Raw genomic sequence first — 22887 nt, forward strand, 5'->3', positions numbered from 1 at the left:
ATACCAGACACACATCGACAAAAAAACGTGATCTGGCACAGTCACTGCTATGTCTATTACCAGTCACACATGGGGCATTTATGACAACACTCTGGCCATCGAATTTAACCACTGACGCATTGAGCTCCAGCCAGCAGCCACTTATCCAACAGCTGAGTCAGGCCGCTGACCAGGTTTGGAAAAACATGCCACAGGCCTGGCAGCAACAAATTCAGAGCTGTTGGCTACCACTGGCAAGTCATTTAGCCGCATTAGCAACCCGCTATCAGGAACAACATCAAAAGCCTGCCATTTTAGGTATTCATGGTGGTCAGGGGTCCGGGAAATCTACCTTATGCAACGCCCTGGCAGAAGTTTATAAAACCGCATTCAACTGGAAAGTCGCGGTTATTTCCATTGACGATTTATACCTGACCAAAGCTCAACGCCAGCAGTTAGCACTGGATGTGCATCCTTTATTAACCACACGTGGCGTGCCCGGTACCCATGACGTACAAGCCGGGCTAACCCTGTTTGAGCAACTTCGCTCGCTCAACAATCAAAAATTGTTGAGCTTCCCGTCATTCGACAAAATTGCCGATGATCGCTCATCGACCGATCAATGGCATTCAATCACAGGCCCGGTGGATCTGATTTTATTCGAGGGCTGGTGTGTTGGCTGCAAAGCCGGAACAGTCACCGAACTCCAACAAGCAATAAACACACTGGAACAAACCGAAGACCCGGATGGCCAGTGGCGCCACTGGGTGAATCAACAGCTCCGGGAGGCATATCAGGATTGGTTTGCACAAATCGATTATCTTCTGATGTTAAAAGTGCCGGGGATGGAAGCTGTGCAACAGTGGCGCACGCAACAAGAAGCGGATAATGAAAAAGCCAGCCAATCTCAAGGTGGCATGAATCCGGCACAAATTCAGCGCTTTATTCAGCACTATCAGCGCCTGACCGAACGTGCACTAAACGATATGCCGGGTTATGCCGATTTAGTCTTAGAGCTGAATGAGCAACATCAGGTGGCGGCTATTCGCTATGCTAAAGATACGTCACTTCAGGCGGAGCAATAGCCATGACTAATCGCCAACGCTGGATTATTTTAACGGACCTGGATGGCACCCTACTGGATCATCATGATTACAGTACTGATGCCGCCAAACCGGCACTGACCTATGTCGCACAACAAAACATTCCCTGTATTTTTAATACCAGTAAAACCTTTGCCGAAGTGGTGCAATTGCGTCGCGATTTAACCATTACCGCACCCTTCGCTTGTGAAAATGGCAGCGCGCTTTTTATTCCCAAGAAAGAACGTGAACCACTCAGCAACCAGCAGGATGATTACAACAGCGAAATTCTCGGAACACCTTATGCTGAGCTGATCAAGGTGCTGCATCAGGCACGCCAGCAAGGTTTTAAATTCCGCAGTTTTAATGATATGCCAGCCTCAGAAGTGACCGCTGTCACCGGGCTGAACGAACAGGACGCCTGGTTAGCCAAACAACGCAGTGCCAGTGAACCACTGCTCTGGCTGGACGATGACGATCAACTGCAGGCTTTCCAACAATGGATTAATAGCCAGCAATTATCTCTGCTGAAAGGTGGTCGTTTTTATCATGTGATGGGGCAAACCGACAAAGCCAGTGCCATCGAATTTTTTCGCAACATGTACGCTGACCAGTATCAGTTAAGCCCGGAAAATATTGGTGTGATCGCGCTGGGCGATGGTGAAAATGACCGGAAAATGCTGGAACAAAGTGATCAACCTATTGTAATTCCGCCCGCAAACGGCGAGCCGCTGACATTAAATAACCCACGGACAATCACGGCGGAGTTTCAGGGGCCAAAAGGCTGGAATAACAGTTTATTAACATTATTCGATTCAATTAAAACGAATTAAAAAACTATAAAATATCTGCGCGAAGGAGCTAGTTGTGGCTGATTTTTATCAAAATGGCATTATTACCAATCTGCATAATCTGACGGATCGCTCGATTGAAGATCTGGAAAAAGAGCTGATCAGTTTTTCCCGGGTACGCCCTATGTCATTGGTACTGCCTTCTCTGTATTCCGAGCTGGAAGGCCCGGCACTCGACCACATTATTAAAGAAATCTGCGACGTCCCCTACCTGAACGAAATTGTTATTGGCCTCGACCGTGCCGATGAACAACAATTCCACCACGCTCAGGAGTTTTTTGGCCGCTTGCCACAACATCACCGTATTTTGTGGAACGATGGCCCACGTCTGAAACAGTTGGATGCTCTGCTGGAAAAAGAAGGCCTGGCTCCGAAAGAACTCGGTAAAGGCCGTAATGTCTGGTACTGCTACGGTTATGTGTTAGCGTCAGGCCGGGCCGAATCCGTGGCTCTGCACGATTGCGATATTGTCACCTACGATCGCAGTTTATTGGCCCGCCTGATTTATCCGGTTGCCAACCCGGCCTTTAACTACGAATTTGCCAAAGGGTATTACGCCCGCATTGCCGAGAAGAAAATGAACGGTCGGGTCAGCCGTTTATTGGTTACGCCGCTGCTGCGCGCCCTGAAAAAAGTATACGGCTCGTTAGATTTCCTTGAATACCTCGACAGCTTCCGCTACCCGCTATCGGGTGAATTTTCCATGCGCGCCGACGTGTTAAATGATATTCGCATCCCAAGTGACTGGGGGCTGGAAATTGGTGTGCTGTCTGAAATGAAGCGTAACTATTCCACCAACCGGATTTGTCAGGTGGATATTGCCGATGTTTATGATCACAAACATCAGCCGCTGTCGGAAGAAGATGCCAATGCTGGGCTGTCTAAAATGAGCATTGATATCTGCAAAGCCATCTTCCGTAAACTGGCGACCCAGGGCGAAGTATTTACCAGTGAAACCTTCCGCTCATTAAAAGCCACCTATTTCCGTATCGCGTTAGATTTTATCGAAACCTACGATAACGATGCGCGTATGAATGGCTTAACGCTGGATCGCCATGCCGAAGAAAAAGCGGTGGAAATGTTTGCTCAGAATATTATGCACGCCGGTGAACACTTCTTAGCTAATCCAATGGAAACACCCTTTATTCCAAGTTGGAACCGGGTGATTTCTGCGATGCCGGATGTGTTGGATCGCTTGTATGAAGCCGTTGAAGAGGATAATTCATAAAGTTTGTTGGTTGTTAGCAAGCTGCTGGGTCTATCTGCTACAGTCATGGGATGAATGAACATGACGATATCGACGTAATCCGCTCCCTGCTGGCCAGTCATTTAGCCGACGGCAAGAAGACCAGTTTGTATGAACTGGTCAAATGGCTGCAGCAGCCGGAGCAATCCATTTTTAACGATGAAGCGTTAAAAGATTCACTGTTACTATTTCGTTGTAATTTCCTGATTATGCACGCCCTGTATCGTTTGCGTTTGCAGTGGCGTAGCGAGCAATTGGGCGAGTTATTGATTTCAGCACTGCATATTCAGCTGGCTCCTGCGTTAACTGCCACTACAGAACAGTCCGATAGCACTGAGCTGGAACAAGCGGACCCGTTACAGGTGTATTATCTGGATCTAAATAATCTCTCCACCAGCCGCGAACAAGTGGAATTGCTACTGGAGCAGTTCTGGAAAAAAATGCGTCGCCCGGATTACAGCCAGCATCAGGACGATGACCTCGCAGCTCTGGAGTTATCAGCGCCGGTAACGGCAAAACAAATTCGCCAGCAATACCGGCGCTTGGCGATGCAACACCACCCGGACCGGGGTGGTGACAGTATTCGTTTCCGGCAGATTAATGCCGCTTATCAACGCTTAAAACAAGCGTCGTTTATTGCCTAATCCCCTTTTATATTTCTCCGATTCCTGAAAGAAGATCGGAGAGTTTTTTCGCAGCAGCAACACAAAAATGTAGGAAATCATTTTTGCACAACATCGTTGCCCGAAGGGCGAGGCATAAGGACATGCCGAGTGATCATGTTGCGACCACCCGGCAGGCACATGGATGTGCCTTCGGGGTGGCGAAGAAAAAAGCTGTCCGATCTTCTGTTATTATGCTGCGAAAACATATCTGAATAAGAAACTATGCGCTTACTACATCTACTAACGCTTCTGGTATTTACCCTGTTTTCATCGGCCAGCCAGGCTCTGGTGATTCTGCAATATCATCATGTTGATAGCACCACGCCTGCGGTCACCAGTATTTCACCAGAGCAGTTTGAACAGCATCTGCAGCTGCTGGAGCAGCAAAATAAAACCGTGGTGGATTTAAAAACCGCGCTGCAAACACTCAACGACGGTAAAGACCTGCCTATCGACAGTGTGGCAATCACCTTTGATGATGCCTGGGAGTCGATTTATCTGAATGCGTATCCAGCATTAAAACAGCGCAATTGGCCGTTCACTGTATTTACCAATACTCAGGCGGTGGATGAAAAGCATCATAAAGTGATGAGTTGGGAGCAGCTGGCCGAGCTGCAACAAAACGGTGCCACCATCGCCAATCACACCGTCAGTCATCCTTATTTGCTGGAAAAACCAGAGTCATTAAACTGGAACCAATGGCTGGATCAGGAAATTAATCAGGCTGAAAAACGCATTGAAGAAAAGCTGGGTGTCAGCCATCGGTTATTGGCTTACCCCTATGGTGAGTTTAACCTTGAGATTACCCAGTGGGTAAAAGAACAAGGTTATATTGCTTTTGGTCAGCAGTCCGGCCCCATAGGTCGTGATTCTCATCAACAGGCACTGCCGCGCTTTCCGGCGGCGGGTATTTACGCCAACCCGGAAACATTAACAACCAAACTGAATACCTTGCCGCTGCCTATCACCGCCGACCAACTGGTTGAGCCGGTATTAAGCGACGATAACCCACCGAAGTTAAGCCTGTTGGTAAGCTCCAACGATGTGTACCGCTCTCAGGTGCAGTGTTACGCCAGTGGCGAAGGCTCTATTCCGACTGAAGTGATTGCTGAAAAGGATATGCTGGATAACCAGCACCTGACGATCAATGCTCAGGCCAAAGAAGCCATTAGCGCCGGGCGCAGCCGCTACAACTGCACCATTCCCAGCCGCCAGCATCGCGGCTGGTTTTATTGGTATTCTCAGGTATGGATTAACACCAGCGTTAGCAATCGTTAAAGTTGTAAGAGGCGTTGAGAGACGATGAGCGATTCACAACACCTTAGATGACAGCTGCTGCAACTGGCGCTCACGACTGCGCCAGTCTGGCAATGCCTCCGTCATCAGCCCTTTAAAGCCGGGGCCATGATCAAAATGCTTCAGATGACACAATTCGTGCACCACCACCAGCTCAACCAGCTCTTCTGGTAATTGCATCAGCGCCAGATTGAGGTTGATATAGCCACGCTGGGATAAACTGCCCCAACGGGTACGCATTTTTTTCACCCGTAACACCGGCTTTTGCTCAGCAAAACGAGCAAAAAACGGCCACCACTGGTCAATTAACTGCTGATAATACGCCCGTGCTTTGGGGCGCAACCACTTGTCCATCTGATCGCGCAAATCGGTATGATCCCAGTGATCAGGAATCCAGATGGTGTTATCCGTTACCAGAAACTCATCCAAAGCACTGGCTTGCACCATAAGCTCCTTGCCCAAAATCGAATAACGCTCCAGCTTTTGTTGCTGCTGTTGCAGTACCGTATCGCGTTGTTGCTTCAGCCAGGCTTCATTGGATTTCACGAACGCCAGCACATCACGCTTGGCGCACCCCAGCGGAATGCGTAAATCCACCTCGCCCTTGTCGTTAACCTGTAAGCGCATGCTCTTACGGCGACTGGCAGAAATCCGCAGAGAAACCGATTCCCCACCCATTTCCAGCAACAGGGTTTGCTGATAACCCGCCGGTTGACGATTTGTTCGTTGATACGTTGTTCGTGCGCCCATAAGCCTGATACGATTGCGTGCAAATTCAGGAGTATTGTATGTCTGACCTAAACAGTATCCCAGCCCTGAGTGAAGAAGAGCTGGAAACCCTGGGCGTTTTGCTGGAAACCGAAGCCGAACGCCAGGAAAGTTTTGATTTTTTTGCCGTGCACGGCCTGATCACCGGGCTGTTGTCCGGCCCGATTGAGTTTAACGTGCGCCAGGTGTGGGAATCAGCCTTTGATGAGCAACTGGGCTTCAGCAAGGATGAAAAAGAAACGGTAAACACATTATTTATCAAACTGAGCAAAGAGATTCAGGCCTGGCTGGATTCCGGTCAGGACTTCCCGGTGCCTGCTGATCTGAGCCTGGTGGATGACGAAGAAGATGAGCCACCGCTGGAAAGCTGGGCCATTGGTTATATGACCGCAGTATTACTGCAGGAAGAAGCCTGGTACGCCGAGCAGGAAGAAAAAGTCGCGGAAGGCCTGTTCCCGATTATGTACGCTTCCGGGTTATTCGCCGAAGAGCCTGAGATGGCCGATATCGACGAGGATGTGGAATTGTCCGACCAGATGTGTGGCAATATCCCGGCTGCAGTGATTGCCGTTTACCTGCAATTGCATGGTCAGTAAACCAACTAACTTTACTGAAAAGCAGAACCCTGCATCAGCAGGGTTCTGTCAGTCACACGTATAAAAAATCACATATGCTTTCTAATTATCGCGACTTATGTTCAATTCTTTACTAGCTGCAAAAAGTATTTCTTAGAATTGACCAATGAACTTGAGGTGAAAACTCCTAGTATATATTTAAAAGTCGGCACTTAACCGAACATATGAAAGTTCACATTTAGAATTGTTTTCTTTAACACGAAGTTGAATTTTCTTTCCGGATACATACGCCGCCAAAATACTTGAATACATCTTTTCAGCATTTCCTGATTCTGGATTAATAGAAAAATAAACATCTAATACAGCCGAACAATTAGCTAGCGTTTCATCAAGAGGTGTGCCAACATAAATAAGGCCATCAGCATTTGTATATAAATCAGAAACTGTCGATATACACCCCCAACTAGCGCAACGATCAACCGAAACTGCTGGCGAAGAAACTAATAAAATCACTATAAAAATTATATTATTTTTCATAAAATCCTTATCCCAAGAAAATAATGAGGCCACATTATCAACTTCATATTTGGTCGTCAACTCCCCAACCTACAACAGTAATTATTCCGCTGCTATTGCCGCACCATCGCGCAACCACACTTCGACACGGCGATTTTTCATCCGGCCTTCACTGCGATTAATCGATGCAACCGGTAAATATTCACCATAGCCCACAGACTCTTTCGGATAAATACCATTTCGGACTAACTCACGACGAACCGCCATGGCTCGTAATTTAGATAATAACCGGGCACGCTCTTCGGTTTTCTTTTTATCACCAAAACCAATCAAAACAATTTCGTTCAGACTGGTGTTTGTCAAGGTGTTGTTAGTTTTCAGGTATTGCACCAAACGCTCAACATCTTTAAGTGCCTTATTATCAAGCTTGGCACTGCCTTCCTTAAAACGAAAGTTAATCGTCAGGCGCTCAGCATTGGCGGTAATATCGCGAAAGTCCTGAGGTAATTCGGCATAACCTTCAGGCATCACAGCCTTCAGCTCCTGAGATATAAAACCCGTGTCAGCCACAATTTTCTGACCGGCATTTTCCAGTACAAAATTCAGAAATTCATTCACATACACATTGGCTGATGTACCAGCGGTATACATATACAAACGACGCGCCAGGGCATAATCTTCGGTAGCAACCGTCAGTTTATTTGGCAGTAATGCTTTAGCGCTGCCATCCGATACCGCCACCAGCTTTGACTGACGAACCGAGGCCAAACCAACAAAACCAATACCACGCACATCCGAGGCAACCAGATCGGATAATTCATCATTCGATTCAAAGCGTTCAGCACTATCAACCAGAGCTTTTTGTTTGCCCAGCACCATACCTTTAAAAGAATCCCAGGTACCGGATTTATCATCACGGGCATAGACATTAATCTGGCCTGAGTTACCACCCAGCTCCGCCCAGTCCTGATAGTCACCGGAGAAAATACCGGCAATCTGATCAACGCTCAGGGTATGAATCGGGTTCTGCGGATGAACAATAATCGCCAGACCATCAATACCAACAATATGCTCGCTATCCGGCGCACGCATATCGGCTTTATGTTGCAGCAGGTTCACTTCTTTGTATTTTGCCGGGCGCGAAGCCGCTGCAATATCCGCTTGCTGAGAGCTCAGCCCTTTAAAGCCGGTACCGGAACCGTGTGCTTCAATCACCACTTCAACAATGGTGCGGCTCTCACGTACCACACCACGAATAATTTTTTCGTTTTCAACACCGGTTTGCAGGGTTTCTATTTGCTCAGCTCCTTTTTGAGCCAGATATTCTTTCACCAGATTCGGAGCTAATGCGGCACCAACGGTGTTGGAGCCATGAATGGTAAACAGATTGGTTGTGCCGTCATAAGGCAGATCAGAAAAGCGCTGCAGTGCGCTGGAGAAAGGACTAACAAAGGTTAAGCAGATAAGAAGAACAAAAAACAACAGTTTCATTGAGTAAGACAGCCCGATTCGAATTTGCGGGCAGTCTATGACCCTAATGTTACACTTTTGTTACAGCCGTATTTAAGACGTATTAACGATTGCGTATAAACGATAACTCCGCTTGCTGATAGTGTTCCGCCTGAAGTAATTTCTGCATATTTTTCAGTGTGAAATACGGCGTATCAACCACCACGCTGTTTGCCAGCCAGGACGGTAAGCCACCATTAGGTTCCGCATGGACTTCGTATACCACATCCAGCACGCCCTTCTCCCCGCTCTTGGCCGGAGAAAATAACCAGTAACCGCTCATTTGAGTGATACGGACAAATTCATCATTCGCCGGAAATACATCATTACGCACGCTGACATCCACCCGTACCACTAACGTGTCCGGGTCCTGAGTGGCAATGGAGTGCACCACCGTGTCCCGATCAGAAACCGGCCAGGGCGCTTTGGTGATGACATACGATAACGCTTCGCCTGGTTGTATACTTTCGATAATTTCAACAATGCCGCAGTTGTGCATCCAATCCGGTGCGCGCTGAGTGTCTTCCAGCAAGGCGATAGGAGCTGTTAAGGTCGAGGCGATGGTCATTTCCCCGCGAAAAGCCCGCAAGTCAGACCCGGCGACTTCACGGGTATATACCTTAATACCCAGTTCATCATCCTGCTTTTCCAACTGCCATTGGGATTCATCCGCGGAAGCATCGGCGATTACACTGATACTCATAACGGTAAGAAAAAACACACTGATCAATCGGGCTCGCAATAATTTCATATCCACTCTCAGCCGCTATCGCCAAGTAACTTTCGTCTAATTAACCGTCGCCTAAATAACAACAGCATTAAAACAACATTCAGTCGTGCCAGTTTGTCGCACAGACAGCCTCAGCTCATTGGCCGAAATTAATGACCCTGACTGCCACCTCGGCAATCCGGAGAAACTGGTACATTGGCGACCTGCCACTCTTCCGGGGTGTACAGATGTAAGGCCAGTGCGTGTACCGGGCCCGCCAGCTCTTCACTCAGAATACCGTAGATCAGCTGGTGTCGGGCTACAGGGCGTTTACCGGCAAACGCATCACTGACCAGTGTTAATTTAAAGTGAGAATCGGTAGCAGGCCCGGCATGCATATGGCTTTCGTTGGCAATATCCAGTTGTACCGGATCTAATGTTGCCAGTTTATCGGTGATTTGTTGCGCAATATCAACGGCCATTTACAGCTCCGCAGTCATAGGTAGAAAAAACAACACTATAAGACATCTGACGAATAGAAAACATGCAGTCCTGAGCAAAAGGCTGTTCACAAAAACTCTGTAAGCATATACAGTATACGGCTGATTTTTGCAGCAACTCCGGGAATATCATCACTATGCAGGATATCGATACCACCAGCACTCAATCTCTGATCGATCGTTATTATCAGGAAGAAAAAGCCAAGCGTGAAATGGAACAAACCCTGGCTACGGTAACGACCCGCCTGGATGCCAGCGACCTGGCGATGCTGAGCATTATTGCCAAGCGCTTCCACAAGAGCCGCGAAGAAGTGGCGCAGGAAATTTTATCCAGCGCGTTGGTGGATTTATTTGCCCGAGTTGATGCCTCTGAGCGGAAGCTGATGGCGCGTGATGCCGACGAAGCGGCAAAGTCGATTGCCAATGAGATCGCCGAAGAAAATGGCGTGCACAGCATTGAGTTTAAAGGCGGCGCCTGGGGTAACCACGACCGTACCGTGACCAAGCTGGAACGTAAAAAAGCCAAATTGGATGACGAAGCAGAAGCCGCTATCGAAGCTGAAGTCCAAAAGCGTGTAGCAGCAGCGTTGGAAGCACAACAAAGCACTTCTGATACGGCTGAGCCATCTGACTCACAACAAGAAGCAAGTGAACAGCCAGCAGCTGAAGAAACTGCCCTTGAAGAGGCAACCCCAGAAGAGACAACCCCAGAAGAGACAACCCCTGAAGTGACTACAGCGGAAGAAGCAGCATCAGCAGACACTGATATTCAAACAGAAGACAGTGCTGAAGAGTCAGAGCCAGCGTCGATGTTCGCCAACTGAGGATTGTCAGCTCATTCCTACAATCAAGGCAGAACGAATATCATCGTTCTGCCTTTTTTAATCACGTCATTTACGCCAGATACGCAGTTCCCTGAATTCTCCGGGCCCTGCCTGCATCCATAACATTTCAGTCTGATCTGAAAATACAAACTTATTGCCTACAAGAAAGCCCGAACGACGCCGTCCGGATACGGTGGCAGAGGCCTGACGCCCCTGTTGCTTGACGCTGTCTGCGCTGTTTTCGGGTAAGAGATTCATATTCAGTCTCCCGTCCTATCGACTAGCACCAGCCTAAGCTGGTTTTGTGACAATCCTGTGTCGCTGACTGCTGGTCTGTTGTGAGTACATCTTAGCAGTTGCTCTACACAGGCCTTGCTTTACAATGTGCCGCCCTTTTAACTAACCGTCAATGGGAAAACGTCACTATGGCAATTCAATGGTTCCCCGGCCACATGAACAAAGCACGCAAAAAGATTGCCGAGGCCATGCCGGAAATCGATCTGGTGATTGAAGTGCTGGATGCCCGCCTGCCCTTCTCCAGCACCAACCCGATGGTTGATGAACTCAGAGGCGACAAGCCCTGTATCAAGATCCTGAATAAATCCGATTTGGCTGACCCTAAAGTCACTCAGGATTGGGTGAAGTACTTTAGCCAGCAGCACAACACCCAGGCGATGCCATTGGTGGCCGAGGATAAAAAGCAGGTTAAAAAGGTGGTACAGCTATGTAAAAAGATTGGCCACAAACGCACTGAGAAGAAGCTGGCAATTCGGGTCATGATTATGGGTATCCCGAATGTGGGCAAATCCACCTTGATTAATGCGCTGGCTGGTCGTCAGATTGCCCGTACCGGTAACGAACCGGCAGTCACCAAAGCCAACCAGATGATCGACCTGAAAAATGGCATCGTGTTATCGGACACCCCTGGGATTCTGTGGCCTAAGTTTGAAAATGAGCTGAGTGGCTACCGCCTGGCGGCATCGGGTGCGGTAAAAGACACCGCTATCGAGTACACCGATGTGGCGCAATTTGCACTGGGTTATCTGCTGGAACGTTACCAGCAGCCACTGATGACGCGCTTTAAAATGAAAGAGCTGCCTGAAAGCGCAGAAGCAGCACTCAATACCGTCGCCGCCAAGCGCGGCTGTTTACGCCCGGGTGGCGTGGTGGATCTGCATAAAGCATCGGAATTGTGCCTGCATGAAATGCGCGCCGGCAAGATTGGTTTAATCTCGCTGGAAACACCAGAAATGGTAGAGAGTGAACTGGCCGCCATTGAAGCAGAACGTCTGGCAGCGCTAGAAGCAGAACAGGATCAGAAGTCGTAGCATTCTGATCCTGCGCTTTGTCTTAAACTGGCTTAAAAACTAAGTTTTCTGAACAATCACTTCATGCACCTTGCGGAAGGTCTGCCAATCAGCATCATCATCCGCAACCACCTCAATCGGGTACAACCCCTGCTCGGTTGGAATATCATCCAGCGCTGTTTTCATCACGTCCAGATCTTCACAGTAGATAATCCACTGATTGATAGCATCGTGAGTAATCATCATCACTACCACGGCGTTCTCTGATGGCTCCAGCTTGTCCTGTAAGGCCTGATGAAACGCCAGAATCTGATTCTGCTCCTGATTCGCTGGAAAGCCGGTGCTTTCATCCAGGCTTTCGGCATGCCAGGCAATCTGAACACACACGGGATAGCGTTCGCTCTCTTGCGCCAATGCCCAATCTTCACGGTATTGAATGCTGATTGGCTTCTGATGCAGGTCACCAGAAGCACGAACCCAACGATTATTGACCAACATGGCCATATCCTTATTCATTTTCTTATCGCTCAGAGTAACTAATATTCTCAAAAATGCCAAAGGCTTAGCGACGGATTGCCTGGCAAGGAGAAAAACAACTCGTCATAATGCGCCCATCGTTGTTAACACCTGAAGTATTGAGAGCTTGTTATGACCCTGATTCTCCTGATTATTGGACTGCTGATTATCACCGCACTGGCTGTTTACGCTTGGCGACTAACACAACAAGTGAAACAGGCGGAGCAACAAGCTCAACAGCAACAACAGGAAGAAGAAGCCGCGGCAGCCCATAACTTACGCCAGAAACAGCTGGAGCTGGTGACCGACATTCGCTTTGTAGCACGCTCGGTGATTGCTCAGCAGTGTGAAATTACCGAAGGCGTGTTACGGATTCATTATCTGATTTCCGGCTTAGACCCGGATGCCTGGCAGTTAGCAGAATTGCAGACTCTGCGGGCGCATTATGAACAAACCCGTAATATGCCCATTCTGGATGCCTACAAGCAATTGCCAAAAAAAGAGCAGTTTAAGATTGATAAACAACGCTGGACACTGGAAGAGCAGCATAAAGCCGCTATCGAAAAAGAATTAAACTGGTTAGTGAAGTACAGCTTCCCGCAAGTGACCTTGCTGCAGTAAGGCGATAGCCGCTGCTGATCAGATCAGCAGCGACCAGACTATTTATACAATGCTGGAGTTATCAATGTTGGCATCAGTGCTGGCGGTATTTTTCTTCAATCTGATCAGCCGGTACCGGCTTGCTGAAATAGAAGCCCTGAATCTCTTCAACACCTAAACGGGTCAGAATGCCCAGTTGCTCTTCGGTTTCCACCCCTTCGGCCACCACCGTCAGATTCATATTGTGGGCCAGATCGACAATGGTTTTCGCCAGGGTTTCGTCAGCCGGATTGTTTTCAATATTCATCACAAAGGCGCGGTCGATTTTTAATTTATCAATCGGGAAATCTTTCAGATAACTGAGTGATGAATAGCCAGTACCAAAATCATCAATGGATAATTTAAAGCCCATTGCTTTCAGTTTATGCATAGTTTCGATGCTGCTCTGAATATCATTCATCAGCAAGCTTTCAGTAATTTCCAGCTCAATCATGCCCGGCTCAATTGCGTAATGATGTAAACATTCAGACATCATCTGCACAAAGTCCGGATGACGGAACTGGCGCGCGGATAAGTTAATGGCAATATTAACCGGCTCATCATCCGCCCAGCTCTCAAACTGGCGGCAGGCTTCGTGAATGACCCATTCGCCAATCATTACAATCAGGCCACTTTGCTCAGCCACCGGAATAAATTCCCCCGGAGATACCATGCTGCCATCACGACGCCGCCAGCGAATTAATGCTTCAACACCGGATAAACAATGCCCTTGAGCAGAAATTTTAGGCTGATAAAACAACACCAGCTCTTCGTTATCAATAGCGTGTCGCAAATTGCGTTCAATCTCAATCCAGGCTTGCTCCACCGCATGAATGCTCTGGTTGTAACATAACAAGCCATCGCCGCCATCACGCTTCACCCGACTCAGTGCGGCATCGGCATTGGATAATAACTCGGCGGCTGAGCTGGCCTGCTCCGGATAATGACTTAAGCCAATACTGATGGAGATATGAAATTCTTTACTGTCAATGCACAACGGCATTTTCATTTCTTCGAGCAGCTCATACGCCAGATTTTCGGCAAAGTTATGATCCGGAAAGTCTTCCAGCAGCAGGGCAAATTTACTGGAATCCAGTCGAAAATTTCGATTTTTAAAACTGCGACTGCTGAAGTTTTTTACGATGCGGTCAAGGTTTTCGGCAACGTGTTTGAGTAATTTATCCGCGATCTGATAACCCGCACTGGCAACCACCTGATCAAAACGATCAACACTCAGAAGAATGACAGAAAATGGTTTTTTATCTTTTCGTTCAACCAGCTTCGTCACCGCTTCATTAAAGAAGCGCCGGTTAGGCAAATCCGTTAATAAATCGTGATAAGCCTGATGCTGCAATGATTTATTGGCTTCGACCTGAGCAGTAATATCTTCAATAAACAAATGGCAGGTTCTTAAATCACGCAATAAAGATAAAGAATACTCCAGTGTGGCGTTATCTTTTCCACGGGCCACCCATTGCGAGTAATCGTCCTGACTGCTTTGTAAGGTCAGTAAAATCTGATCAAAATCATCCGGCAATAAACTTTCCGGACGTCCGGAGCGATTATTCAGCCGCTCCATCAGCTCATAACAAGCCGGATTGGTGTAATTCAGTTCACCATTCCAGTCAAAGCTCATAATGGGGTTCGGACTGCGCTCAGCAAACATGGCTAAGCGGCGACGATTGGCAGTCTCACGAATGTAGCTATTAAAGAAATAACCCACAAAGCCAGCTACCACCAGGATCAGTACCGCAAAGGCAATGACCTGAGTGCTGCTTCTGGCAGTGGTGCGTTGCGTCATTTCAGCTGTTTCCAGGGCATCCTGATGGATACGCTCGACCAGCATATCCAGTATCGGAAAAATCCGCCTCCCGGTTTTACTGACTTCCTGCAATAACTCACGGGCCAGATCCCAGTCGACCCGATCTGCCCGAAACAACAAGTCAAGCTGGCTGGTATAGGCTTTGACCATACCCTCTTCTTTACGCAGATCTTCCAGCGGCTCCCAGTCTGGGAATGCAGCCGTAATCTGCTCCAGATCCGAGCGGATACGAGCTTCATTACCGCTGAGTAAATCGGCAAATTTATCCGAGTCCGTGGTGGCATAGTATTCGTACAACAGACGCTCGTGCTCAACAATCGCCAGGTACAGGTCATTAATGCCCTGCAAACGTGGTAGTTTTTCTTCTGCCAGCTGAGTGGTTGTATCACTGACATGTCGACCAGAGATCACAATAGAAGCGGAAATGGCCAACGCCAGAACCAGTACAAACAGATACACCAGCAGGATTTGAATTCGAGGCTGCACAAACAACTCCAGAGCGCCGCAGTTCGGGAATATGAGATCAGTCTAGTTCATTTACCAGAAAGCGCCGGAACTGATGATAATAAAGTAAAGACAGTCTTTGATTTCAAACACCTGTTTGAAATCTACGCCCCGCTCTGCCATGATCTCCATCATTCAACGCTAAACACAGATAAAGAGAACACGTTATGTATCAGGATATTGAATACAGCCTGGAAAATGGCATCGCTTTAATCACGCTGAACCGCCCCAAGGTTCTGAACGCAATTCGTATCCAAACCTACAAAGACATCATTGCTGCCCTGAATACCTGCGAGCAGGATGACGATGTCAAAGTCGTCGTTATGACTGGTGCAGATGGTAAATTCACGGCGGGTAACGATTTACGTGATTTGTTACCAGAAGGTGATCAGGCGGGTGTCAGCGAAGGTGTGGCGAATATTTTTGCAGCCTTAACGGCACTGAGCAAGCCTCTGATTCTGGCTCAGGAAGGGGTTGCTGTTGGTATTGGTGCTAACCTGCTGTTACATGCTGATCTGGCTTATGCTGGTAACAGCATCCGCTACAGCCTGCCGTTCGCCAAAATTGGTGTGGCATCTGAAGGTGGCTCTTCGGTCTTACTGAAAGAAGCCATTGGTGCTAAAAACGCTGCTGATCTGCTGCTGACCGGCCGTTTCTTCAGCGCGGAAGAAGCCGAGAAGTGGGGTCTGATTAACGCCGCCGTAGAAGACGGCAGCGCTCTGGAACACGCCATGAAAGCCGCTAACGCCTTACTGAAGAACTCAGAAGGCTCCATGCGTGCAATCAAACAACTGGGGAAATCCGAAGGCCACAGTGAGCGCGTTGCCAAAATGGTGAAAGCAGAAATGGACGAGTTCTACGACTTACTGCAAACCGAAGACACTCAGGCACGTATTAACCGCGTATTAAGCGGCGGAAAATAATTACTTCTTCTTTGAGTCTTAAAAAGCGCCAATCGGCGCTTTTTTTTGTGCCTTCTGATCCATAACCTCAGACTGACCTCTTTGCATAACATTGCCAAATCTTAACGTTAATTCACTTTTTTCTGATCAACATGCGGGGTAGTCTGAATTGGCAGTTACGGAGGAACAGACATGCAAATTGAAATTCAATCACGCAATATCCCCCTCACAAAAGAACTACGTTCGCTGTTAAAAAAACGGGTGGAATTTGCGTTTAACCGCTTTCATCACCGGATCCAGAAGATCCGCGTCAGACTGGACGACATTAATGGCCCTAAGGGCGGCATTGATAAAGACTGTCAGTTTTATCTTACCCTTCCTGATCAACCGGATGTGGTGGTTCGCAGCCAGGCCAGCGAAATAGAGGCGGCAATCAGTAAAACCGCCAGTCGCTCTGCATCAGCGTTATCACGTAAGTTCAGCAAACGACATTATAAACGAGACCATCAACACTCCCCGGTCCTGGAGGCCTGAACCTGAAAGCCGGAGCTTTTCTTATTTTATAAAGACACTTTCAAATTTATCACGGCGGTATATGATGAAAACTCATAAAGCCGCCGAATTGACCTCATGACGCTACTGTTTATTTATCTGGCCATTGCCATTGGCGTTTCTTTTTTATGCTCCATTCTGGAAGCGGTGTTACTGTCGATCACACCCAGTTTCGCCGAAAACGTTCAGTCCAACAGTTCTCAGCATGGTGTCAAAATCGCCAAGGTTCGTGACAATCTCGATGAATCCTTATCCAGCATTCTGATTCTGAATACCTTTGCACATACGATGGGTGCTGCGGGTGTGGGTTCACAGGCGTTACAAGTGTTTGGTGCCGAATGGGAAACGGCCATTGCGTTTGTATTAACGCTGGCTATTTTGTATTTTTCAGAAATTATTCCTAAAACTCTTGGCGCTACCTTCTGGCGTCAGCTGGCCGTACCTTCAGCGTATGTCATTATCTGGCTGGTACGCCTTGTTTATCCGCTGGTGTGGCTAGCAACCCGCCTGACACGTTTATTTAATGCCAGTAAAGAAAATGAAATTACCCGCGAAGAAATTATTGCTTTGGCATCACTAAGTCATAAAGACGGCAATTTGTTTTCTCAGGAAAATGAATATTTATCCAATTTATTCAGCCTGCGGGAGATCAAAACCGAAGCTATTCTGACGCCACGCAGTGTGGTGCATATGCTGCCAGCCAATATGACCATCACTCAGGCTTTAGATGAACCGGACGCTCAGCCATTTACCCGCATTCCGGTTTATAACACCAATGTCGATGATGTGATTGGTAAAGTATTACGGGCGGAGCTGTATAAAGCAGAACGTCAGGGACAAGGTGATCAACCACTAAGCAGTGTGTTAAACCCAATTGTCCATGTCTCAGAAAAGATGTCGGTACAAAGTTTATTGGATGCCTTTATCAAACAGCAAAAACACCTGTTTCTGGTCACCGATGAATTTGGCCAGACAGCCGGAGTTGTGTCGCTGGAAGACGCCATTGAAACTTTGTTAGGGCGTGAAATTGTTGATGAAACTGACGAAGTGGAAGACCTTCAGGCACTGGCCCGGTCGAAATACCGCAACCGGTTAAGAAAAGCAAAGAGCAATAAGTAAGATAACACGCCGACTGTTCTCATTATATGTAGTCATCCAGATCAGCGTGAAAGGTTCGAAAATAATCGTTATTTATTTCAATACCAAAACTTTTACCTGAGAAGGGGTAATCGTTGCGCCAATTGCGTTCATACTATTACCATTTTGCCCAGTCATACTTGTTAATCGCGCAGCAGGTTTACCTCCCATCATAGTTGCCGTACTCCCCATCAGGTATTTAGTTGGCCCCATGATCATCTTAGACATAACCCCACCAGCAACCCCAGGCTGATCACCATTGCTTAACGCAATTTTGGTTCCCAGATTATGAGCCGGCCCCCCGGATATTAATACTTTCATGGCAGTCGTTGGTGGAATTGCCATCATACACATGGAAATATTTGGATAAGGGATTGGCACAATAGCCGGACCAACAGGTGTTAAACACACATCCGGAATCGCATTATTCATCCCACCCACAGAGCAGTTAGCAAACATTCGTAAACTCCTTATCGCTGAATATATGATTAACCCATATGAATGCGGTCGCCGTTAATTTTGACATCTTTTTCTGCAGAAATATCCGCCTGCTTTGAACGCTGCAGAAACAGGCCTTTAACATTTTGCATCAGATCCTGTGCACGCACCTGCTCCAGCCGCTCAATAACACGAATACTGTCACGCATCCGAGCCATCATTTTGCCAACCATCGACTCAGCTTGTTCAGCATACAAACCAGCCTGCTCGGTATGGACCGAAATAGACTTGCCCTGCAGCTGAGTTTCCAGAGCAGATATCTGAGTATGAGTATTCACTAATTCAAGGCGATCAGAGTGAATGCTAACGGCTTCTGGTGTCGCGATACGAACCCCAGTCTCGGATTCAATCTCAGCAACTGCTCCGGCTTCACGACGCAATACCGTCAAAATATAATTCTGCCCGTCTGGCGAACGTATAAAGCTGACCCAGTCGCCTACCACAGGGCGGAAAGTACAAGAAAATGCTTTAAGAGCCATCACAGCCCCAGCGTTATGCTGATGCACAACATAGCCGTGCTCCGTTACCGCCTGGATGTTACCAAACAGCAAATTCTGTTGTGGCATACTTTGCAATAATGGGGAAACATCAGTTTGGTTCATATACTTACTCCTTCACAGCATCCGGGTTAGTGAGCAACCGGAGCCGGTTTCCATAAATCGGCTTGTTCACGCTTCTTATCAGTAGGCAAAGCCTGAGATTTGCTACTACCAGACCAAATTGCGCCATCATCAATTACCGCATGCAGGTTGGTTCGCAACAAGGTGGCATCTGATAAGTCGGTATAACTTAAAACTGCCTTTGATAAATCGGCATAACTCAAATTGCATTGTTTGAGCTGAGTATTTTGCATCATGGTTTCGCTGGCTTGTAATTGGACCATCTCGCTACCAGTAAAATCACAGGCCGATAGATTCGCCAGCTGAACACTCGCCTGACTGAAGTTAGCTTTACGTAGCTGACTTCCGACCAGGTTGGCCTGATAAAACTGACAGCCAATAGCAGTAACATGATCAAAGCAGCTTTGCTGTAGTTGAGCGTCAACAAAAAACGCTTGGGTCAGATCAGAATTACTGAAGTTGCAGCGATTTAACACCGCTGAGCGAAACTGCACCATCACCATCGACATATCTGAGAAGTCCTGACCGCTCAGATCTGGCTTTTCAAATAGTGTCTGCTGCATCCTGGCATGGCGAAAGCTGCTGCCTTCAAGTTCACACTCAATGAAGCCGGTACGCTCCAGTTCTGATTCAATAAATGTTGTTCGGTTTAACTGACACTGATTAAATACCGCAAAAGGTAAAGTACAACGATTAAAGTCACTGTCATTAAACAAGCCATTTACGAAATTGCAATCGGCCATTACGGAGTCAGAAAAGCAGCTTTGCTTCATATCACATTCGATAAAATTAACATTCTCGAAATGCCCGCCAGAAAAGTCGGCCCGGGTAAATAAACACTGGCTGAAGTTGCATTCTTTCACCGTCGACTTACTGAAGCTGCAATCAATAAATTGACACTGAATAAAATTCGATTGTTCGAAAACAGCTTGATCAAAATGACAGGTCTGAAAAACACAGTCCGAAAAAATACCTCCACCAATATAACCAGAGGTCAGATCAGCCTGATGAAACTCGTCCTGATCAAATACATGTCCGGCCTGGATCTTATCGGCTAATTGCTCAGCATTGAGCATTACAACGGCCATGATGAAGGTCTCCAGTCTTCAAGTTTTGAGGCATCCATATTGGAACCTGAAAAGTCAGTTTTACCAACAACCGCGGCCATAAATTCAGTTGCATAACAATTACTATTACGAATAGAGGCTTGCTGCAGATCAGATTGCATCAAATTGGCCTCCATCAGATTACAGTTACTCAATTGCGCATTAACAAAACAGGTCGCAACACACTGGCTTTCACGTAAATCAGCTGCATTAAAAATAGCCTTATCTGCTTTAGCCCCACTCAGATCAGCATAGCGTAAATTAGCTTCAGAAAAATCTGAAGAAACAATGCTCGCTTGACGCAAATTACTGTTTTCGAGTTCCGCCTTAACAAAGGAACTATGATCCAGACAGGTCTCCATCATGAAGCGTGCATTGGTAAGAATAGCGGCTGAAAAGTTACCACCCTGTGCATTGCATTCAATAAAGTTAGCTGCACTGCAATCTGATTGAGAAAAATCAGTATCAATTAAGTCACAATTCATAAAGGTGGCCGATACTAAGGAGCTACCAGACAAACAAGCCTGACTAAAATCTGCATTAATAAATGTTGGTTGATCGAATTGTGTATTGGTTAAGTTGCATCCTTTAAAAGTGACATCCAATGAATTCATAACCGTCAAGCAAGTATTACTCAAATCCGCTTCCGTAAAATCAGCACCACTGTACTCACATTCATTGAGCTGAGCGTTATTTAAGCGAGCTTTGTTAAAATCGGATGCACCAATTGTTGCTGCGCTCAGGTTTGCCAAGCTCAGGTCGCTGTTAATAAAGCTGCAACGAACCGCAATACTACCGGATAAGTCAGCGCTGCGAAGGTTACACTCATCAAAGACGCACTGCTCCAGAAAACATTGGCTCAGATCAATACCACGTAAATCTCTGCCACTGAAGTTTAATCCAGCATAATCTTGCCCCCGGTGTGACAGCCCGGCCTCAACACGGCGCTCAAACTCCTGCATTTGTTGCTGGATATCTAACACAGGACGACCAAACCCCATGCTATGTGCCCCTAAACGATAAGCTTCCCGCAACTGCTCAGCACTTTGAAATAGCTTCTGCTCAATATCATCCAGATCCAGCGTCGGCATATCCGGCAACATCATGCCTGTTGAGCGTGCACGTTCTTGCTGATTATTGATCGCCTGCTGAGCATCGCGCAGCTGTTTTAACATCTGCTCCGGGTGCTGTGGCCGTGGTAATTGCGGCGGCAGGTCAATATTAGTCAGCGCTTCCTGCAAGGCTTTCTGAACCTGAGGCGAGTCTGCCAACTCATCAATCTGGTCTTGTAAGGTTTTTTTCGCTGAGTTCTTTTGAAATTGTGCGTATTCTTCACTCAGAGCTGAGAGTTCATCAAACGCTCTGAAGTCGATTTTCTGCAAATCGACTTTGCCATTAGCATCGCTGGCACCAGGAATTAATTTCTCCAGCACAGCGTCAAATTTTAATTGCCATTCATCTTTTTCTGAGCCAGACATAGAGCGCTGAATGTGTTGCTCAAGTGCAGTTGTATCCATACCTTTGTCTTTGAAAGACTGCAACATACCAGCCAACTGCTGTTCGACACCAGCACGCGCTTCTGCTTCTTCACGCAGTGCACGGTTTTTCATATTCTCGGCAATTAATTGTGGCGGCTCTTCTTTTGCTTGAGTCAGACGAGCCAGTGAGCAGGGAATGCCATCGGGAATCAGATCCTTAGTCGTTAATGAGTATTGCAAACTAAAATCAGGATGTGTCCTGCCTACCAGAGAATTCTGATAATGCTCAGTCGCTCTTGGTTCTTGTGATCTGGATTCATAAGCACTCAGCAAATATTGTAAGTGTTCGCCATCCATTGTCTCTGAAGGCACTGATCCCCGGTAAACAAGTGCACCAATCCCTCGATTCGGATAGAACACCACCGTGTCCAGCCTCATCGGAACTTCCTGTAAATCAGACACTTGAATGTCTTCTGGTTTTAACCCTTTTGCGACTACAAAATTACGCACACGAAACTCGGGTAAAGCCCCCTGAATCTGTGGAGCATCGGCATTCATGTTGGTTAGCTGGAACGCCTCACCACCCGTCAGATAATGATCAAACCGTTGATCCTCACTACCACAATAGAATGCTTTAAAATTAAAATCAGCAGGAAACCCCGGAAAAGCATCACGCTTCCAGGCATCATCATAAGTCCCCAGATACTGACTTCGCTGTGGCCAGTCAAACGGTACTGCTGCAAAAGACTGTGGTTTGATCATTTGCCTTTTAGCCGTCATCCGTTGGCCGGTTGACTCCAGATTAGGTAACGAAACTAACTTTTCACCGAGTTCTGTCGCCTCTTCGATCCGACCCTTCCCCAGTGGATTTTCATTTACATCTGGGCCACCAAATGCTTTATGCCAGGTTAATGGCATACTGCTAAATGGCACAGGTTCAGTGGCACCAGTGATACCCCCCAGCCAATAGCGATCGCCTATAACCTGCAATGCTTTGGTTCGTCCGGCCAGTTTTACAGTGCATTCCATCGCTGTGACAGGAATCGCTGCTGGTGCCTTAGCTTCACCAACAACCAGAAATTCACTGCTTAGTTTAGGATACATCTCATCATTAAATTCAAGCGCCTGCTCTTTTAAAGTTTCATAAGCCTGACTGCCTGTTAATGGCTCACCATCTTGAAGTGAAAAAAATAACTTGCTGCTTAAAACAACATAATACTTCCCATCTACCATCAAAGTACGATAAGCAGATTCCAGATCGAATGGTTGAATGACCTCCACTTTAA

At 47.2% G+C, this 22887-nt stretch carries 24 protein-coding genes; 12 read left to right on the forward strand and 12 right to left on the reverse strand.

Annotation, left to right across the window (positions count from 1 at the left end; genetic code table 11):
• Positions 1-80: 80 nt before the first annotated feature.
• The 5 genes from ACO05E_RS00645 to ACO05E_RS00665 all read left to right on the forward strand — a co-directional run bounded on the left by ACO05E_RS00645 (position 81) and on the right by ACO05E_RS00665 (position 5101).
• Complete coding sequence (locus ACO05E_RS00645) at positions 81-1064, forward strand: hypothetical protein (RefSeq protein ID WP_419811076.1); 984 nt, start codon at positions 81-83, stop codon at positions 1062-1064.
• Positions 1065-1066: 2 nt separating this feature from the next.
• Positions 1067-1894 carry an HAD-IIB family hydrolase gene (locus tag ACO05E_RS00650; protein ID WP_419811077.1) on the forward strand — a complete coding sequence of 276 codons (828 nt, stop codon included), beginning with the start codon at positions 1067-1069 and terminating at the stop codon, positions 1892-1894.
• Between the two features lie 34 nt (positions 1895-1928).
• Entirely contained in the window at positions 1929-3140 is a 1212-nt protein-coding gene (locus tag ACO05E_RS00655; RefSeq protein WP_419811078.1) for a glycosyl transferase, read from the forward strand.
• Positions 3141-3190: 50 nt separating this feature from the next.
• On the forward strand, positions 3191-3802 hold the full coding sequence (locus tag ACO05E_RS00660) for a DNA-J related domain-containing protein (RefSeq protein ID WP_419811079.1): 612 nt from the start codon (positions 3191-3193) through the stop codon (positions 3800-3802).
• A 243-nt stretch (positions 3803-4045) separates the two neighbouring features.
• Positions 4046-5101, forward strand: coding sequence for a polysaccharide deacetylase family protein (locus ACO05E_RS00665; protein ID WP_419811080.1), 1056 nt, complete (start codon positions 4046-4048; stop codon positions 5099-5101).
• 33 nt (positions 5102-5134) lie between these two features.
• Here the strand turns inward: ACO05E_RS00665 and ACO05E_RS00670 are convergent, their stop codons facing one another.
• Positions 5135-5869: a M48 family metallopeptidase gene (locus ACO05E_RS00670; protein ID WP_419811081.1), complete on the reverse strand. Its 735-nt coding sequence runs from the start codon at positions 5867-5869 to the stop codon at positions 5135-5137.
• A gap of 38 nt (positions 5870-5907) precedes the next feature.
• Between ACO05E_RS00670 and ACO05E_RS00675 the strand changes: the two genes are divergently transcribed.
• Positions 5908-6483: a YecA family protein gene (locus ACO05E_RS00675; RefSeq protein WP_419811082.1), complete on the forward strand. Its 576-nt coding sequence runs from the start codon at positions 5908-5910 to the stop codon at positions 6481-6483.
• Positions 6484-6660: 177 nt separating this feature from the next.
• Here ACO05E_RS00675 and ACO05E_RS00680 read toward each other — a convergent pair whose 3' ends face one another.
• From ACO05E_RS00680 to ACO05E_RS00695, 4 genes are all read right to left on the reverse strand, one after another.
• Positions 6661-7032, reverse strand: coding sequence for a hypothetical protein (locus ACO05E_RS00680; protein ID WP_421722716.1), 372 nt, complete (start codon positions 7030-7032; stop codon positions 6661-6663).
• 48 nt (positions 7033-7080) lie between these two features.
• Positions 7081-8469 carry a substrate-binding domain-containing protein gene (locus ACO05E_RS00685; protein WP_419811084.1) on the reverse strand — a complete coding sequence of 463 codons (1389 nt, stop codon included), beginning with the start codon at positions 8467-8469 and terminating at the stop codon, positions 7081-7083.
• Between the two features lie 82 nt (positions 8470-8551).
• Positions 8552-9238 carry an START domain-containing protein gene (locus ACO05E_RS00690; protein WP_419811085.1) on the reverse strand — a complete coding sequence of 229 codons (687 nt, stop codon included), beginning with the start codon at positions 9236-9238 and terminating at the stop codon, positions 8552-8554.
• 128 nt (positions 9239-9366) lie between these two features.
• Positions 9367-9678 carry a BolA family protein gene (locus tag ACO05E_RS00695; protein WP_419811086.1) on the reverse strand — a complete coding sequence of 104 codons (312 nt, stop codon included), beginning with the start codon at positions 9676-9678 and terminating at the stop codon, positions 9367-9369.
• 155 nt (positions 9679-9833) lie between these two features.
• Here ACO05E_RS00695 and ACO05E_RS00700 point away from each other — a divergent pair, with 155 nt between their 5' ends.
• On the forward strand, positions 9834-10520 hold the full coding sequence (locus ACO05E_RS00700) for a hypothetical protein (RefSeq protein ID WP_419811087.1): 687 nt from the start codon (positions 9834-9836) through the stop codon (positions 10518-10520).
• A gap of 66 nt (positions 10521-10586) precedes the next feature.
• On the opposite strand, the gene ACO05E_RS00705 is transcribed toward ACO05E_RS00700, so the two are convergent.
• The gene (locus tag ACO05E_RS00705; RefSeq protein WP_419811088.1) at positions 10587-10778 is read right to left on the reverse strand and encodes a hypothetical protein; all 192 of its coding nucleotides are present in this window, start codon (positions 10776-10778) and stop codon (positions 10587-10589) included.
• Positions 10779-10945: 167 nt separating this feature from the next.
• Between ACO05E_RS00705 and ylqF the strand changes: the two genes are divergently transcribed.
• Positions 10946-11848, forward strand: coding sequence for a ribosome biogenesis GTPase YlqF (ylqF, locus tag ACO05E_RS00710; RefSeq protein ID WP_419811089.1), 903 nt, complete (start codon positions 10946-10948; stop codon positions 11846-11848).
• Between the two features lie 39 nt (positions 11849-11887).
• Here ylqF and ACO05E_RS00715 read toward each other — a convergent pair whose 3' ends face one another.
• Entirely contained in the window at positions 11888-12343 is a 456-nt protein-coding gene (locus ACO05E_RS00715) for a DUF695 domain-containing protein (RefSeq protein ID WP_419811090.1), read from the reverse strand.
• 132 nt (positions 12344-12475) lie between these two features.
• Between ACO05E_RS00715 and ACO05E_RS00720 the strand changes: the two genes are divergently transcribed.
• The gene (locus tag ACO05E_RS00720; protein WP_419811091.1) at positions 12476-12964 is read left to right on the forward strand and encodes a DUF2489 domain-containing protein; all 489 of its coding nucleotides are present in this window, start codon (positions 12476-12478) and stop codon (positions 12962-12964) included.
• Between the two features lie 73 nt (positions 12965-13037).
• Here the strand turns inward: ACO05E_RS00720 and ACO05E_RS00725 are convergent, their stop codons facing one another.
• The gene (locus ACO05E_RS00725) at positions 13038-15290 is read right to left on the reverse strand and encodes a putative bifunctional diguanylate cyclase/phosphodiesterase (protein WP_419811092.1); all 2253 of its coding nucleotides are present in this window, start codon (positions 15288-15290) and stop codon (positions 13038-13040) included.
• A 185-nt stretch (positions 15291-15475) separates the two neighbouring features.
• Here ACO05E_RS00725 and ACO05E_RS00730 point away from each other — a divergent pair, with 185 nt between their 5' ends.
• The 3 genes from ACO05E_RS00730 (at position 15476) to ACO05E_RS00740 (ending at position 17881) form a co-directional block, all read left to right on the forward strand.
• Positions 15476-16231: an enoyl-CoA hydratase/isomerase family protein gene (locus tag ACO05E_RS00730; protein ID WP_419811093.1), complete on the forward strand. Its 756-nt coding sequence runs from the start codon at positions 15476-15478 to the stop codon at positions 16229-16231.
• A gap of 171 nt (positions 16232-16402) precedes the next feature.
• Entirely contained in the window at positions 16403-16744 is a 342-nt protein-coding gene (locus ACO05E_RS00735) for an HPF/RaiA family ribosome-associated protein (RefSeq protein ID WP_419811094.1), read from the forward strand.
• Positions 16745-16840: 96 nt separating this feature from the next.
• Positions 16841-17881, forward strand: a complete 1041-nt coding sequence (locus ACO05E_RS00740; protein WP_419811095.1) for a CNNM domain-containing protein — start codon at positions 16841-16843, stop codon at positions 17879-17881.
• A 72-nt stretch (positions 17882-17953) separates the two neighbouring features.
• Here ACO05E_RS00740 and ACO05E_RS00745 read toward each other — a convergent pair whose 3' ends face one another.
• Genes ACO05E_RS00745 through ACO05E_RS00760 form a run of 4 tightly spaced genes read right to left on the reverse strand, consistent with a single transcriptional unit; the run spans position 17954 to position 22882 of the window.
• On the reverse strand, positions 17954-18358 hold the full coding sequence (locus tag ACO05E_RS00745) for a DUF4150 domain-containing protein (protein ID WP_419811096.1): 405 nt from the start codon (positions 18356-18358) through the stop codon (positions 17954-17956).
• Positions 18359-18387: 29 nt separating this feature from the next.
• Positions 18388-18999: a DUF3540 domain-containing protein gene (locus tag ACO05E_RS00750; RefSeq protein WP_419811097.1), complete on the reverse strand. Its 612-nt coding sequence runs from the start codon at positions 18997-18999 to the stop codon at positions 18388-18390.
• Between the two features lie 26 nt (positions 19000-19025).
• A complete protein-coding gene (locus ACO05E_RS00755) occupies positions 19026-20105 on the reverse strand; it encodes a pentapeptide repeat-containing protein (RefSeq protein ID WP_419811098.1) in 1080 nt (359 codons plus the stop codon).
• Complete coding sequence (locus ACO05E_RS00760; RefSeq protein ID WP_419811099.1) at positions 20093-22882, reverse strand: DUF2169 family type VI secretion system accessory protein; 2790 nt, start codon at positions 22880-22882, stop codon at positions 20093-20095. Before ACO05E_RS00760 ends, ACO05E_RS00755 begins: the two co-directional genes overlap by 13 nt.
• Positions 22883-22887: the final 5 nt, after the last annotated feature.

The organism is Bacterioplanoides sp. (assembly GCF_965226395.1).
Lineage (GTDB): Bacteria > Pseudomonadota > Gammaproteobacteria > Pseudomonadales > Oceanobacteraceae > Bacterioplanoides.

Bases quoted from the DNA above. Each gene is read 5' to 3' on its own strand.
- ACO05E_RS00745 (WP_419811096.1), bottom strand. From the start codon at position 18,358: ATGTTTGCTAACTGCTCTGTGGGTGGGATGAATAATGCGATTCCGGAT.
- ACO05E_RS00660 (WP_419811079.1), top strand. From the start codon at position 3,191: ATGAATGAACATGACGATATCGACGTAATCCGCTCCCTGCTGGCCAGT.
- ACO05E_RS00670 (WP_419811081.1), bottom strand. From the start codon at position 5,869: ATGGGCGCACGAACAACGTATCAACGAACAAATCGTCAACCGGCGGGT.
- ACO05E_RS00750 (WP_419811097.1), bottom strand. From the start codon at position 18,999: ATGAACCAAACTGATGTTTCCCCATTATTGCAAAGTATGCCACAACAG.
- ACO05E_RS00650 (WP_419811077.1), top strand. From the start codon at position 1,067: ATGACTAATCGCCAACGCTGGATTATTTTAACGGACCTGGATGGCACC.
- ACO05E_RS00700 (WP_419811087.1), top strand. From the start codon at position 9,834: ATGCAGGATATCGATACCACCAGCACTCAATCTCTGATCGATCGTTAT.
- ACO05E_RS00715 (WP_419811090.1), bottom strand. From the start codon at position 12,343: ATGAATAAGGATATGGCCATGTTGGTCAATAATCGTTGGGTTCGTGCT.
- ACO05E_RS00675 (WP_419811082.1), top strand. From the start codon at position 5,908: ATGTCTGACCTAAACAGTATCCCAGCCCTGAGTGAAGAAGAGCTGGAA.
- ACO05E_RS00645 (WP_419811076.1), top strand. From the start codon at position 81: ATGACAACACTCTGGCCATCGAATTTAACCACTGACGCATTGAGCTCC.
- ACO05E_RS00685 (WP_419811084.1), bottom strand. From the start codon at position 8,469: ATGAAACTGTTGTTTTTTGTTCTTCTTATCTGCTTAACCTTTGTTAGT.
- ylqF (WP_419811089.1), top strand. From the start codon at position 10,946: ATGGCAATTCAATGGTTCCCCGGCCACATGAACAAAGCACGCAAAAAG.
- ACO05E_RS00740 (WP_419811095.1), top strand. From the start codon at position 16,841: ATGACGCTACTGTTTATTTATCTGGCCATTGCCATTGGCGTTTCTTTT.
- ACO05E_RS00705 (WP_419811088.1), bottom strand. From the start codon at position 10,778: ATGAATCTCTTACCCGAAAACAGCGCAGACAGCGTCAAGCAACAGGGG.
- ACO05E_RS00720 (WP_419811091.1), top strand. From the start codon at position 12,476: ATGACCCTGATTCTCCTGATTATTGGACTGCTGATTATCACCGCACTG.
- ACO05E_RS00695 (WP_419811086.1), bottom strand. From the start codon at position 9,678: ATGGCCGTTGATATTGCGCAACAAATCACCGATAAACTGGCAACATTA.
- ACO05E_RS00690 (WP_419811085.1), bottom strand. From the start codon at position 9,238: ATGAAATTATTGCGAGCCCGATTGATCAGTGTGTTTTTTCTTACCGTT.
- ACO05E_RS00735 (WP_419811094.1), top strand. From the start codon at position 16,403: ATGCAAATTGAAATTCAATCACGCAATATCCCCCTCACAAAAGAACTA.
- ACO05E_RS00730 (WP_419811093.1), top strand. From the start codon at position 15,476: ATGTATCAGGATATTGAATACAGCCTGGAAAATGGCATCGCTTTAATC.
- ACO05E_RS00665 (WP_419811080.1), top strand. From the start codon at position 4,046: ATGCGCTTACTACATCTACTAACGCTTCTGGTATTTACCCTGTTTTCA.
- ACO05E_RS00755 (WP_419811098.1), bottom strand. From the start codon at position 20,105: ATGGCCGTTGTAATGCTCAATGCTGAGCAATTAGCCGATAAGATCCAG.